This is a genomic window from Parapedobacter sp. GCM10030251 (assembly GCF_042666505.1).
Classification (GTDB): Bacteria; Bacteroidota; Bacteroidia; order Sphingobacteriales; family Sphingobacteriaceae; genus Parapedobacter.
Genome location: NZ_JBHTDN010000002.1, coordinates 444,911 through 458,795, shown reverse-complemented (window position 1 = coordinate 458,795; position 13,885 = coordinate 444,911). Strand labels below are relative to the sequence as shown.

Annotated in this window: 14 protein-coding genes; all 14 read right to left on the bottom strand. The window is 49.4% G+C overall.

Annotation, left to right across the window (positions count from 1 at the left end):
* Positions 1-24 precede the first annotated feature (24 nt).
* Positions 25-3,633: a 1-acyl-sn-glycerol-3-phosphate acyltransferase gene (locus tag ACFQRK_RS07795; RefSeq protein ID WP_379005291.1), complete on the bottom strand. Its 3,609-nt coding sequence runs from the start codon at positions 3,631-3,633 to the stop codon at positions 25-27.
* 121 nt (positions 3,634-3,754) lie between these two features.
* The gene (locus tag ACFQRK_RS07790) at positions 3,755-4,939 is read right to left on the bottom strand and encodes a DUF2062 domain-containing protein (RefSeq protein WP_379005289.1); all 1,185 of its coding nucleotides are present in this window, start codon (positions 4,937-4,939) and stop codon (positions 3,755-3,757) included.
* Between the two features lie 13 nt (positions 4,940-4,952).
* A complete protein-coding gene (locus ACFQRK_RS07785; RefSeq protein WP_379005287.1) occupies positions 4,953-5,420 on the bottom strand; it encodes a hypothetical protein in 468 nt (155 codons plus the stop codon).
* Between the two features lie 9 nt (positions 5,421-5,429).
* Positions 5,430-5,804 (bottom strand): hypothetical protein, encoded by a 375-nt coding sequence (locus ACFQRK_RS07780; protein WP_379005285.1) that lies wholly within the window; start codon positions 5,802-5,804, stop codon positions 5,430-5,432.
* Positions 5,805-5,832: 28 nt separating this feature from the next.
* Positions 5,833-6,480, bottom strand: a complete 648-nt coding sequence (locus tag ACFQRK_RS07775) for an outer membrane lipoprotein carrier protein LolA (protein WP_379005283.1) — start codon at positions 6,478-6,480, stop codon at positions 5,833-5,835.
* Positions 6,461-7,159, bottom strand: a complete 699-nt coding sequence (locus ACFQRK_RS07770; RefSeq protein ID WP_379005281.1) for a polysaccharide deacetylase family protein — start codon at positions 7,157-7,159, stop codon at positions 6,461-6,463. The genes ACFQRK_RS07775 and ACFQRK_RS07770 overlap by 20 nt, the downstream gene beginning before the upstream one ends.
* Positions 7,156-8,217 (bottom strand): beta-ketoacyl synthase chain length factor, encoded by a 1,062-nt coding sequence (locus tag ACFQRK_RS07765; RefSeq protein ID WP_379005279.1) that lies wholly within the window; start codon positions 8,215-8,217, stop codon positions 7,156-7,158. The genes ACFQRK_RS07770 and ACFQRK_RS07765 overlap by 4 nt, the downstream gene beginning before the upstream one ends.
* A complete protein-coding gene (locus tag ACFQRK_RS07760) occupies positions 8,210-9,424 on the bottom strand; it encodes a beta-ketoacyl-[acyl-carrier-protein] synthase family protein (protein ID WP_379005278.1) in 1,215 nt (404 codons plus the stop codon). Before ACFQRK_RS07760 ends, ACFQRK_RS07765 begins: the two co-directional genes overlap by 8 nt.
* Positions 9,421-9,675 (bottom strand): phosphopantetheine-binding protein, encoded by a 255-nt coding sequence (locus ACFQRK_RS07755; RefSeq protein ID WP_379005276.1) that lies wholly within the window; start codon positions 9,673-9,675, stop codon positions 9,421-9,423. The genes ACFQRK_RS07760 and ACFQRK_RS07755 overlap by 4 nt, the downstream gene beginning before the upstream one ends.
* Positions 9,668-10,288 (bottom strand): hypothetical protein, encoded by a 621-nt coding sequence (locus ACFQRK_RS07750; RefSeq protein ID WP_379005274.1) that lies wholly within the window; start codon positions 10,286-10,288, stop codon positions 9,668-9,670. The genes ACFQRK_RS07755 and ACFQRK_RS07750 overlap by 8 nt, the downstream gene beginning before the upstream one ends.
* Positions 10,289-10,292: 4 nt before the next feature.
* Entirely contained in the window at positions 10,293-11,420 is a 1,128-nt protein-coding gene (locus ACFQRK_RS07745; RefSeq protein ID WP_379005272.1) for a beta-ketoacyl-[acyl-carrier-protein] synthase family protein, read from the bottom strand.
* A complete protein-coding gene (locus ACFQRK_RS07740) occupies positions 11,417-11,836 on the bottom strand; it encodes an acyl-CoA thioesterase (RefSeq protein WP_379005270.1) in 420 nt (139 codons plus the stop codon). The genes ACFQRK_RS07745 and ACFQRK_RS07740 overlap by 4 nt, the downstream gene beginning before the upstream one ends.
* Complete coding sequence (locus ACFQRK_RS07735) at positions 11,836-13,125, bottom strand: ABC transporter permease (RefSeq protein WP_379005268.1); 1,290 nt, start codon at positions 13,123-13,125, stop codon at positions 11,836-11,838. Before ACFQRK_RS07735 ends, ACFQRK_RS07740 begins: the two co-directional genes overlap by 1 nt.
* Positions 13,118-13,870 carry an ABC transporter ATP-binding protein gene (locus ACFQRK_RS07730; protein ID WP_379005266.1) on the bottom strand — a complete coding sequence of 251 codons (753 nt, stop codon included), beginning with the start codon at positions 13,868-13,870 and terminating at the stop codon, positions 13,118-13,120. The genes ACFQRK_RS07735 and ACFQRK_RS07730 overlap by 8 nt, the downstream gene beginning before the upstream one ends.
* Positions 13,871-13,885: the final 15 nt, after the last annotated feature.

The following is a 13,885-nucleotide window of genomic DNA, read 5'->3' as shown; positions in this document are numbered from 1 at the left end:
TAAAATAAAGAATTCTCCTTTTTTCTATTTCCGATACCCCGTAATCCGATCGTTTTCAAAAACCAGCTGAAAGCCTTGTGTTTGCAGGGAAGTGGATGCGTCGGGATAATTCCCTTCTATAACTACCCAAGTGGCTGTTCCTGCATAATCCATCCAGTCGGCAGATAAGGTCCCGGACACCATAAGAACGTCATACCCATTCAAGGGTGGGATGTCCGTTACGAACTGCAGGGCATAGCGGTTTGCGGTATAGGTGTGCTGGGCTGCCAAAACTTTTTCTTGATCGGAATCCCAAGCCGTAACTTGCCGCTCGGCACTGTCGTAAACCAGCAGGAAATCCAACACGCCGTAGCCGCATCCCAGGTGCAAAAAGCGCCCTGCGGTGGGAAGGTGGCGCAAAAGCTGATGATAAGCTTCTTTATGCGCGTTAAAGGCTGTTCGAACCGCGCGCTGAATATGCCGGGGTTTATAGACAAAGTTGAACTGTAGTTTCTTTTTGAAATAATCGGCGGGTTCCCGGTCGTTTCGCAGGGCCCGGAATTCCGCTTTGAAGTAAGCAGATATACGTTTCGCTCGTTCCGCATAGTTTCGGCCCCATGTCGGATCATCGTACTTGATTCTTGGTAGGTACTTCAGCGTAATCGGACCAGGCTTTAACATGTTGTCGTTTTTAGGCAGCGCGTGGGCATTGCCATGCACCAGCAGCGGAAGGATATCCAATTTGAGTTGTTCTGCCAGATAAAAAGCTCCTTTGTGAAACCGCTGAATGGTGGTGGTCATGGAGCGGGTACCCTCAGGAAAGATGATGATGGAGTATCCTTGTTCAATTTTTTTACGGATTTTAACCAAGCTATCGGGGTGGTTTTCCGAGGCTGGAGGGGCGCCTACCATCCGCATGGCGCGACCAAAGAAGGGCGAGCGGAATTGGCGATCATTCATCATAAAGATTTGTTTGGCATGTAGAAGACCCACGGTGGGGGTGTCCAGAATCGATGTGTGATTCGCAATTAAGATAACCGGGGGGGCGTAATTGGAAGGGTGTTGACCCACCACCTCCATCCGAACACCGGGCGTGCGATACATAAGGTTGTGGAAGAATAACTGCAATGCCCGATGAAATACGGCAAACTTCTTCTTTTTGCTAATGGGGATGACCGCGATAAAAAGTTGTGACAAGAGACTCAAGATCAATCCACCAAGGAAAAAGTAGCCAAATGTAAGACCGGTCAAAATCAGGTTGACGATGCGCCAAGGCGTATTGCCTTGTTCCTGAGGCTTCGCAATGAAGGTACGGAAAAGCCACGGCTGGAGCGAGAAGGACATCAATACGACAACCAACAAGCCGATCAGCGGAATAACGGAGATGGATCGGATGGCGGGATGTTTGGCAAAGATGAGAATTCCGAAGCAAAGCAGGGTGGCGAGCGCAGACATGACGACTCCCGCTTTATATGCGGGCAGGTCGCGGCTGCCATAGGTGTATTGTTCCAGCAGTCCTTTAGTTACAAAAATGGAATAGTCGACTCCCAACCCAAAGATGAGCGTGGTAATAATGATGTTGAAGGCGTTAAATTGAATGCCTAACACGCCCATAACGCCCAAAGTAACCAGCCACCCTAGGAAAATCGGGATGTTGGTGACCAATGTGATCTCCAGACTGCCAAAAAATAAAAACGTGACCACAAAAACGGCAATGGATGCAATGAAGAAAAGCGTGTTGAAATCGGATTCCAGGTTACCCAGCAACTTTTCCTGCAAATGTTTGCGGTCGATGGCCAGAATGCCTGCGTCTTCACTTGCCAGTGAGTGGATAGCCTCGGCCGCCAGGCTATCATCCGTCTTCACTACGCTCGTAATCGTTGTCAGGTTCTTTTGCGAAGAAACGAATTCTTCGAGGAATAACCTGTTTAACAGCGTTTGTTCAGTGGTATCCAGGGGAGAATATGCCCGCGAAAGTGTTTCAAAGAAAGGTTGGAAGGTGTTATCCTTGAAGCCGACACGACGACCGTTGCCAAGAAGCTGCTGCGTGAGCCGTTCTTTTTTATCTTCCGACCAAAACTGATTCCATTGGCTGATTCGTTCCCGCTGGTGGTCGGCTGACAGTGCAACGCCGCCCACCGATTGAAAGCTTTGGATATTGCCTTGCGTCTCTTGTTGTTCCAGCTGGCTGTAAAGACGGGTATTCCGGTCGGATGCTTCGTTGTAGGTGCTGCCATAGGCGACCAGGTAAATGGACTTTGCCGAATAATTTGTCAGCGTGTCAAGCCGGCGTTCGGCCAACTTCAGGTGCTCCGGCTCGTAATTCAATGCGGCCAAGTCATTGTTGAAACCGACTCGCTGGTAGGTAAAAAGGCTGGCTAAGGTGAGTAGAATCCCCAAGCCCAATATCCATTTGTTACGGCTGAAATCGTATCGGGCGATGGCATCAATAAATGTATGTTGCCGTACCAAAACGCTACGGGTCGGCGCATATACCTGGGGAATGAAAACCAACGCGAAAACTGCGGCGCCGAGTACGCTGACTGCCGCAAAAATGCCCAGATCCTTCAGCACATCCGAATGAAGAAATATCAAGCAAAGAAAGTCTACGGCCGTAAAAACTGCACACATCAGCAAAGGTTTGGTGGTGCTTTCGAACAACCGGCGAATGTCTCCTGTACCACGGTAATGACTGAGGATGTGAAGCGAGTAGTCAAGTGTGAGCCCCAATAGCACCGATCCTATACCAATGGATATCGCTGAAATGGTACCTTTCAGCCAGTACAGCACCGACATTCCCAGTAAACTTCCAAAAATTGCCGGAAACAGGATGATCAAGGGAATGGTGACGCGTCGGTAAAAATAGATGAACAAGGTAACAAGCAGGACCAAGGCGATGGACAACGTAAGTTGGATATCCCGTTTTATCTGTTGGGCATTGGCCACGGCGATGGCCGTCGCACCAACGTATTCGGCATGTGCGCGACCTTCAAACTGCGCGTTAAGTTGTTGAATGGTTTGATCCAGAATCTGAATAAATTCGGCGTTTTTGGCTGTTTCTCCGGTGCTTCCCGAAGAAGTAATAAAAGCAAGCAGGTTTTTGCGGTTGCGGCCAATCAGGTAGCCGTCCTCGAGGGTAAAATGCCCGCCGGATTGCAACCGCTGGAATTTTTGCAATCCCAGGAAAACCAGTCCCAGGGGGTCCTGACGCGCAAAGGGCGTGGTTATAAAGTTTTGGGGATTGGTAATCATTCGATAGGCATCGTCGACGCTTGCGGCAACGGAGTCGGGATGGAGCAGGGAATCGATGCGGTGGTAGTCGTTTTCATCCAAAAAAAGAGGCAGATGGCTGGCCACCAAGTCCATCAACTCCGCAAGTTGATCCGCTTCCAACCGTACTTGCAGACGGGTCATATAGGGAGCGGCTTCCTGTGTCATCGCTGTGGCAAATGCATCGGCATATTCCTGGAGCGAGCCCAAATCACCGGTCTTCGCCGCGGAAATGTTGATCACCGTCTTGTCGGCGAATTTGACCGATTCCAATACTTCCGTAATGTATCCGGAGCCTTCGCTGGTCGGAATCAATTTGGTAATGTCTTCTTCAAACCGGATCCGGCTGGCCCAATAGGCCAGTAGCGCAAAAACTAGCGGCACCGTAACAAAGAATGCCCTCCGATGGGTAGTTAGAAAACGGTATATAGAGAAAAAAAAAGATGCCAATGTGATACAGTTGAGACGCAAAGTTAGCAGTTTTTCATGCAAAGGCACAAAACTGTCACAAGGATGTCCTCCGGCTAGACTGAATGTTCAGCAGCAGATAGGCCAGCATTCCACCCATTGCAGCGGCAAAAGTGCCCAATACGAAACTGCCCACCAGATATTCGGTAAGATGTTGTTGAATATAGGGTCGATACGTATCAACCTGCCTCCAGTTGAATCCCGAGGCTGCCGTGGGTTGCCCCAACACAAACGTGCCGGCTTCTAAACAAGCATAAACGATGAATGGAATGAGTGGGGGGATACTTACGTTTGAGAAGGCAAAAGCGATCAGCTTATTAAGGCGGAGTATCCAAGCCAGGAACAGTACAATTACCGTCTGAAATCCCCAGAAAGGGGATATTCCGACGAATACGCCGAGTGCTACGGAGAGCGATTTTTTCAGGGGCGGGTCTTCGCTATGCAAAAGATCCTCGAAGAAAAAGCGTTTAAAACCCTTCTCTTTGAAGGTACGGAAGTAGTCACGCGGACGGATATACAGCAGGGTAACCAGCACGAACCACGTATTCAATATGCTGATGCGGGTAAAGTCGCGAAAGGGCCGGAAATGGGAAACGCGCTCATTGGGATCGTACAGTACCCGTATGGGCACATTCCGGATCGGAATACCTCGCCAGGCGGCCTTAACGATTACTTCGATCTCGAATTCAAATTTTTTGGTATAAAATCGGATATCGCGGATTTCTTTCAGCGGGTACAGCCGGAAACCGGATTGGGTATCCGAAAGGGCAATTCCCGTTTCAAATCGAAACCAAAAGTTGGAAAATCGATTGCCAAAGCTACTTTTGCCTGGAATGCCCTCCTGATTCATGTTTCGGTCGCCAATCAATAACGCCATTCCGTTTTCCGCAATTTCATCGACAAATGCCGGAATGTCGTCGGGAAAATGCTGACCATCCGAGTCTAGCGTGATCGCATAATCATAGTGCCGTGCAACCGCCTCCTGGAACCCTTCGCGGAGTGCACTTCCTTTTCCTTGGTTGCTTGGGAGGTCAATGCGGATCACTGTAGGATATTGAGACAGGATACCGCCCGTTGCGTCCGTGCTCCCATCGTTTACCACGATTACATGCGATGTCTTTGCAAGAACACCATCGAGTACCCTGGATAGCGTCTTGGCGTTATTGTAGGTGGGGATGATTACACACGCATTAATGGCAGTTAATCCGTCGGTGTTGGCCATTTAGGTGATTCGTTCATTTCTTTGAAAATTCTTCGAAATAGCCGTTAATCATGGCTTTTAGACTTTCGTCTTTAAGCGACGGCAATGCTTGCTGAACAAATTGTCGATCTTCTTCGATGTGTTGGTTGTATTTCAGAAATCGGGGAAGGTGTTCCTGCACGCTCAGCCGGATCAGCCGGATCTCGGCATTTTCGGGTTCAGCGGCTACGGCCTGTTCAATCCATTGTGCGGCCTCTTTCACCTTCGGCCCGCGGTTGGCCAGTTTTTCATACCGTGCCAACAGCATCAAGCCTGATCCTTTGTATGCGACCAATACGGGTTCGTCACTTTGGGTTACACCTTTCAGCGGTTCAAAGAAGGCTTTCGCCTGTTCCTCAGACTTGGTAGCATCCCGATACAAGAGGCGTATGTTGGCCAAGTCTTGGGCTTGCAGGGTCAGCCAACTGGCTACGATAACGAAAGAGGCAATTACTTTTTTCATGACCAGAATTTAATGCGTTTCCTTTTGAAAGACACCGCTGAACTTAAGCGCTACTGTGTCTTCAAATGATGTCGTACTTTTAACAGAAAGTAATCCATCCTCTTCCTCAACATCCAACGTTACCTGAATGTTTGGCTGTTCCTCGGGATTGATGATTGCCATGAATTTAACATTGCGTGCTTTTCTTAATATCAGGGTGCTCGCCGACCACTTTTCGGCCAGTTCCTTGATGATTTGCATCATACATACCCCTGGCGTAACCGGGCGGTTAGGAAAATGCCCTTTAAATACCGGATGCTCCTTGTTAATCACGATGGAAGCCGATACTTTCTGGTCTTGTGCAGAAAAGGATTCGATGGAATAGAAGTCGTGTAACAGGGACATAGGGGACAAAAGTAAAAAATTATAAATACTAATTGACTACGAACTTATCGTCCGATATGGGTATGTTTTTCCGTTGGTTTGTAAAATCTAATTGCGTATAGTCGGATGAAGGATCAATGATTTTAACCTTTTTTACCAAAAAGGAAATGCCATCAATCGATAATTCAATTTGTTTGATGTATTTACTGAGTGCTTTTTCCTTCGGGATCAGCGCAGCGACATATTCTTTCCCGTTTCTATAATAAGAAATGCCAAAGCGACTTTCATTAAAAAAATTCCCTTCTTGAACCGTTTCAGTTAACAGCTCGTTCAGTGCGTTGAATCGTCTGTTCGCTGCAAGGTCGGTTTGGGAGATCCTGCCCTTTCCGTCGCGCGTGTACATCTTATCCCCATTGAATTGGATGACAAAGGGGGTGGGCGTTGTATATTCCCATCGGATTTTCTTCGGATTTTTGAAATAGAGTTTACCTGCAGATTGCACGGCATCCTCCAGATAGCTTAATTGTTTGGTTTGCTTGAAATTACTCTCCAGTGATTGCAGACTCCGGGCACTCATCGCCGTTTTCTCTTTTAATGTCGCAATCTCCGGGGCTGTCAACGCCCGTTGCTGGGCAAATAGAGGCAATCCGGCAAAGCATATGATGAATCCTACGAAGCTAATCTTGCTTATATGCATCTTGTTGGATTAAATTTTCAACGGTAACCATATCAAATTTCCTGTGCTTTAGTGCGGGCAACAACTGTTCCAAAACCGGCACAATCCGTTCATGTGTGTCATGAAGCAAAATGATATCGCCGGGCTTGGTTTTTCTTAGAATCGTGCGCACAATCTGTTCGGAAGAGCGGTTGAGTGTATCGTATGGACGTACCCGCCATCCGATGATCGCATGGTTCGTCTCTTTGAGGGCCTTCGCCAGATGGGGTGTGGTCACTCCATAAGGCGGACGAAAAAAACGGGGTCGTTTTCCAAGCGTTTGTTCGATGACGCCGTCGGTTTGCTGGATTTCCATCAACCATTTCGTACGGGTATGAAAATCAATGGTCGAAGCATGGGTAAATGAGTGATTTCCTACCACGTGGTCGCGTCGGTGCAATTCCTTGATCAGGTGAGGATAAGTAGCTGCGTGTTTCCCAATGCAGAAAAAGGTCGCCTGAATCCCGTATTTCTCCAGTTGGGTGAGCACCTGCGGGGTATACGTCGGATGGGGGCCATCGTCAAATGTAAGGGCGATCTGCCGGGTTGAAGTAGTTGCCCGATGGATGGCCTTTACGAAAAAATTCCATTGGATGTTGAAGACGCCCAATGCCAGCGTAACGAAAGCAGCCAACAATAAACCTATGATTAACCCCGTCATCTTTCCACTAAAATCACGCTATGGTTTTGTCCGCGGCGTTGCGTATAGATCAGGATCCGTTGTAACGAGCGAGGCTGGCGATCATTCAGTAGCAGCGACGGTGGTATGTATTGATGCTGAAAGATACCAAAGGCTAAAAAAAGTGCGGCAGCGACGACCGTGTCATACTCACCCAACGCATGCTTGAAGGCGATCTGTGGCAAGCCCGCGAAGCAAGAGTTTCCCAACGCCCAATAGACGTTGTCGTAACGTACATCGCCATTGCAGCCCAAAATGACTGCGTCCAATGTGTTTATCGCTACGTGGTTTCGTTGCAGGAAATCTTGGATGAATGCTTCCGGCGTGCCTGTTTCCAAACGTGTTTCTACAGCTGATATTTGCCCCAACGAATGGCGCCCGCGTTGTTGTGATGCCACGAAAAAGGTTGCGCCTTCTGTGTTAATCTCGCCGGGAGCAGCCTCCTTCTTCAAAGGCACGGGGAGGATGGGGTTATGATGCTTCAGGTAGCCCGCAAGATTCCAGAATTGGGTCGTGCGTTCGCCCAATTCGTCCACACCCCCCAGCAAAATGGTTTGGGAAGAGTGTTCTGTCAGGTAGATCATTCCATCCAACAAAGCCGATTCAAACGAATTGGCGTTGTTAACATAGGTCATGTTATACCCTTTGCAATCCAATGACAGCGCGAGCGCTGCTGCCGCCATATTGTGGGTAGATTGGATAAAGGGTGTGGGGTTCAACGAACTGCCTTCTTCGGCCCTTAGATTTTCGACAAAACGTTCTGAATCACGCAGGCAACCGAGGCCGCTGCCGGTTATCACGGCATCAATGGCTGTTATGCCGGCCTGTTCCATAGCTAGTTTAGCAGCGAAAATAGCCATGCGCATACTTTTGTTCATGCGCCTGAGCTGCAGCGCAGGGATAAACGCCTTATAATCGGGGTCCAGCGCCGGAACAGGGTTTAGATGATAGGCCCTTAAGGTATCAAAAAAGTAGGCGGCTTCGAACGTAGGCTGAACAGAAATGCAACCGCTGCCATGGATGTAAATGGGCTTAATCATGGTCTTTGGAAAATATCAGGGTGCTGCAATTGCCACCGAAGCCGAAGGAATTCGACAACACGTGGTCTATCTTTTTTGCCGTTAATCCCGTTTGTGGGACGATGTTGAGCGAGGCAATGGGTTGTGAAAAATTCAAGTTTGGAAAAACCACTTGATGTTGCAGGGCCAGGATGGAAAAAACGGCTTCGATGGCGCCGGCAGCCGCCAACGTATGACCGGTAAAGGCTTTGGTAGAACTGAACGGCGGAAGTGCAGAGGCCGATCCGTACATCCTCAGCAATGCATTGCCCTCGGCAAGGTCGTTGTTTGGCGTGGCAGTACCGTGCGCATTGATATAATCGACATCGGCGGGGTTCAACCGCGCGATTTCCAGGGCCTGCTGCATGGCCAGGTAGGCGCCTTCTCCGTTATCTGAGGAAGCGGTTTGATGAAATGCGTCGTTGGCATTTCCATACCCCGTCACATAGGCAATAGGCAATGTTGCACGGTTACGGGCCACTTCTTCCGCTTCCAGCACCAAATAGGCTGCCGCTTCCCCGAGATTCAATCCATTGCGGTTTTCATCGAATGGCCGGCAATGGCCGTCGGTATAGATCATCAGCGAGTTGAATCCATTGACCGTAAATCGGGAAAGGCAGTCGGTACCGCCGACGATGGCACGGTCCAGCAGGCCAGCCCGGATCATGCGGGCACCCAGCATAATGGCGTTGGCGGCCGAAGAGCAAGCCGTGCTGATGGTCGTCACGAAATCCGCTATGCCAAGCTGTCCGGCAATTTGTTCAGCCGCATAGCCGCAGGGGTGTGTGTGAATAAATGATCGATTTTTCGCGGACGCAAGGTAATCGTCGTAGTATCGCTCAGTGGCATCCATACCGCCTACCGTGGTTGCGGAAATCAGTCCGGTACGGTATCCGTCTGTAGGATCAATGGCGGCAGCTTCCAGGGCCTCTCTTGACGCCCATAGCGCAAGCAACGTGCTGCGTGTGTAGGCGATATCTTGGGAAAGCCGTAACCGGTCGTACAACTCGGCATTACTCATATGGACTTCCCCGGCCAATAACCGTTCCTCGTGGCAGGTTTCTAGTTGTCTGATGGGCCCGATGCCATGATTTGCCTCGGCGAGCGACTTAAAATTTTCAGCGACATCGTTTCCAATGGCGGAGATGGCCCCCATTCCGGTTACGGCTATCGGGACAATCGGGCTCATTTGCGGTTTGCCTCAATGAAATCGGCCATGGTCTGGACGGTTTCAAATACCTTTCGGCCCTCTTTGGGATCCGAAAGTTTGATCCCATAGCTTTTATCGAGCATCACGATGAGCTCAAGCGCGTCAATGGAATCTAATCCCAAGCCGTTCCCAAATAATGGCATGTTGTCGTCCAGGTCGTCTACGGTAAGATCTTCCAGGTTCAGTTGGCTAATGATTTTCGCTTTCAGCTCTTCTGTCAATTCACTCATGTTCGTTATATATTCGTTTCAATTCCGCAACGGTATGCGGTATGTCACCCGACTTACCGATGTGATATAGCAGCAAATCACACGTATGCTCGCCGATTTCTACCCATCCGCCGATCGCGCTTTTTATTGGTTTATCGTCCAGCGCCGCGTTGGTGTATGGGACGAGAAACTCAGGCAAATAGCGGTCAAAAATAAAGAAAACATTTTCGCTATGCAATTGATGGCGGATACTGATTTCGCCCAGCGCAATATTCGGTAAGGTATAGACGAAAGTGGCCGGACTGGCAGTAGGGTTTTCTGTGTCGAAGATACCTGTTGCGTGCTTGTTGTCGGACAGATAACTCGAGGAACGATTGGAAAAAATAAGAGCTGTGTCGCTTGCATAAGGACCGGAGGTCCGGTCCATGAGTTCGGCAGCGATCAGGACCGCCTTGCACAGGCTGTCCATCTTATGGAATTTCGGATAGTCGATATCCAGTTGGCGATACGCGGATTTGAGAAAATCAGCCAACGTAAGATCGGCATCGGTTTTTAAAAAAGTCGTTCCATTCACCGCGATGGTACGATCACGGATCATGCAGTAGGATTGAATGTGGTAAGAAGGGGCGTCCATGGAATTACACTTTTTCAAAAACCATCGCAATGTTACAGCCACCGAAGCCAGAGGCCGTTTTCAGAAACGTTTTAAGCGGACGTGCCAGGGGCTGGGTTATGACGTTCAACGGTTTGCTCGTTCCCGGATGTTGGAAACCGAGGGAGGGAATCAGCTGATTGGTCCTCAGGGAGTGTAGGCCCAAAATGGTTTCCAACAGGCCGCTTGCTCCGAGTGTGTGGCCATAGTATGCCTTCAGACTGTGCAACGGTGTTTCGGATAAGCCATAACGATGTAGGGCGATGGCCTCCATTTCATCGTTATAAACGGTCGCTGTGCCATGCGCCGAAATAAAATCAAGCATCGGGTCGTCGGCCAAGCGCATGGCCTCACAGATGCTCCGATACAGTCCTTCGCCCGTGCGTGATGGGCCGGAAATATGATTGGCATCGTTGGATGAGCCCGCAGCTTTGATGTGGATGGCATCCTCTGAGGCATTTTTTGAAACATACGCCGCCGCAATCGCCTCGCCGAGATTCAAACCGTTGCGGTCGCGGTCAAACGGGCGGCATCGGCCATCAGACAACGCTTGGAACGCGTCAAAACCCGAAACGATAAACTTGGAAATCTCGTCGCCGCCTATGACCAGGGCGTGGTCATACGCTTCGTTGTATTGCAGAAGCTGCCGGGCCACGGATAGTGCCAAAGCGCCCGAGATACACGCATTTGAAATCGTGATCGGCTGATTTGCAAATCCGAAGTAGCGTTGGATTTCGTGAGCCATTGCAGATAGGTGCACGCGGCTCGGGGGGAACTGGGCTGCCGGGTTGTGCAGCAGCGATACATTTCCCTTGGTTGTGGATAGCAGCACTAACGTGCGCTCGTCTACGGGAATGCGATGGGCGTCGATTAACTGTTGTATCGCCAAAATAAACAGCGTTTCGAGACGTGTATACTGTTGTGCGTTCCGGAGTTTTTCAATCCATTGGTTATCGGCTATGCGTGCAGCGTGGATGCGATGGTCCGCAAGCGCCGGATCGTCAATCGGGGATATTGCTGTCTCCCCAAGCAACAGCTTTTCAAAATTAAGTCTGCTCCCCGTACCTAACGGCGAAATTATGCAATCGCCGGCGATGAAGACTTCCGCTTTCATAACAGTCCTTGTTGTGTTTTCCAGTCTTCAAAAAATCGCGGATTGGTAAGCATAAGCTCACCGTTGGTATCGGTGAACACCTGAATGGTTTCTCCCGTCGCGATAATCCGTTTGGAATCATCGTGGATGGTATACCTGAAAATCATTTTGGCAGCGGGACTGTCGATAAAGGTGGTTTCTACCGTTGCCCAATCGCCGTGACGAAGTGGTGATTTATACTCGCAAGTGCACTTGACCACCGGAGCCAGGAAGCCGTTGTTCTGTATATGCCGGTAGGAGATGCCGAAAGCCTCTCCGAATGCTTCTCGCCCGTCCTCAAAATAGGTAACATAGTGCCCGTGCCATACAATGCCCAACGGGTCTGTCTCATTAAACCGTACACGGAAGCGGGTGGTATGTTGAAGCGGTAGGTGCATCAATATGTCTGATGTTTTTTGTCGTAAAACAGGGCCGCAATCAGGGTAATCGCAAAAAATAACAGTAAGTACCCTAACGGACGTGCGATATCGGCTATTGTACCGTTACGAAGGATGACGTCATAAAAGGCCGATATCCCCCAATTCATGGGCGAAAATGCCGAAACTTTCTGCATCATCTCCGGCATGATGAAAGTCGGTACCCAAACGCCGCCGAGGGCGGCCAGGATAATCACAAATATTGCTCCGAACGGGGCCGACTGCTCTTGCGTTTCGGCTACGGTTCCAATGAGTATCCCCAGTCCGATGGCCGCCAAGCCCGCTGTCAGGGCTATCAGGGTCATCAACGGAAGCTGCGTCCCCGGATCAAATTCGATAAGTCCGATAAGGGGAAAGATATATTTGGCAATGAGCAGCATCAAAGCAAATTGGATGAGGCAAATGACGGTATAGGTCATGATTTTGCCGCCAAGGATAATGGCATAGGAAACCGGGCTGGTCCGCAGCCGGATGTAGGTACCCAGATTTTTTTCCTTGACGAGGTTAATGCCCAACGGAACGACGATAAAGAAAATACCGAATAGGATCCACGCCGGAACATTGTGTTGCACGGCGTTAGGAATGATGCCATCTTCCCCTTTTTGGGCGATGGTTTCTTTAAAGCTAATAATTTCGCCGTTCAAGAGGCCGGGATCTTCCGAAAGATCCATTTGGTCAATGAAAACGTCGTAAATTTTCTGTACTTCGACTTTGGAAAGCATCCGCTCGATATTGTTTTTGACCCCGTTGCGGAATGTTTGGCCCGCAGCCGGGTCGAAATAGATGGTTATTTCCTTGGTTTGCCACTTTTTTTCAGGTGGATTGCCTGCGGTGCTGTCTGGTTCGACAAGCGCAAATTCGCCCAGAATTTTGTCAACGTTGTGGTTTACTTTGTCATTCAGTTCATCGCTGATTCCCTTGGGAATGACCAATGCAATCTGATATTTCCCGCTACTTACCAAGGCATGTGCCCGGTTGTTATCAATGGGATGTCCTTCTATTTCGGTAATCAGTTCGATATTGGAGGCCTTGGAGAGATTCTCGGACACCAGTTGGCCGATTTCCCCACGGTCTTCATCCACCAATACAATCGGTAATACAGATTCTCCTACCGCTTTAAACGTGCTTTCTTGAATGAGCGTAATGGTAATAATCAGCACCGAAGGCATAAAAAAGAGGATGGCTAATCCGCCCCAGTCACGCAGTAAGAGTAAAACTTCCTTGTAGGCGGAAACAATCAATTTATGCATAGTCCCTAAGTTGGCTTCCCGTAAGATGGATAAACACATTTTCCAATGTGGTCGCTCCCGAGACGGACTCGATCAGCTGCTGTGGCTTACCTTCGATGACCAGGCTCCCTTCGTCAATGATGGCGATTTTCGTGCAAAAATGCTGCGCTTCGTTGAGGTGATGCGAGCTGTATATAATCGTTGTTCCCTGTTCGTTGAGTTCGTGCAGTAAGGTCATGATCACTTCCTTTGAATGTACATCAACGCCCACGGTAGGCTCATCCAAAAACAATACATTCGGCCGGTGCAGGATACCGGCCAATAGATTTACCCGCCGCTGCATACCACCGGAAAACGTTTTGACGGCCTTTTTGTCGAAGTCGGCTAAGCCTACCCGTTCAAGGGCATGGGCAATATCCTGTTTCAAGGCTGTCGCGGAAAGACCGTATAGACTGCCAAAATAATAGAGGTTTTCCGATGCGGTCAGGGTGGGATAGAGAGCATATTCCTGGGGTACCACACCAATTTGCTGTTGGATCTTCCGCCGATGCTGCCGATAGTTCAGATTTTTGAACCACAGTTCCCCGGATGTAGCTTTAATCATGCCGCACAGGGTGGAAATCAAGGTCGTCTTGCCGGCTCCATTTGGACCCAGTATACCAAAAATCTCCCCCTTTTTTATAGAAAGCGATAAATCTTTCAATGCATACCGGTCGCTGCCCGCGTATCGTTTGGACAGTTGGTGTACACGGATGATTTCCTCCATGGGACGAAAATAAGG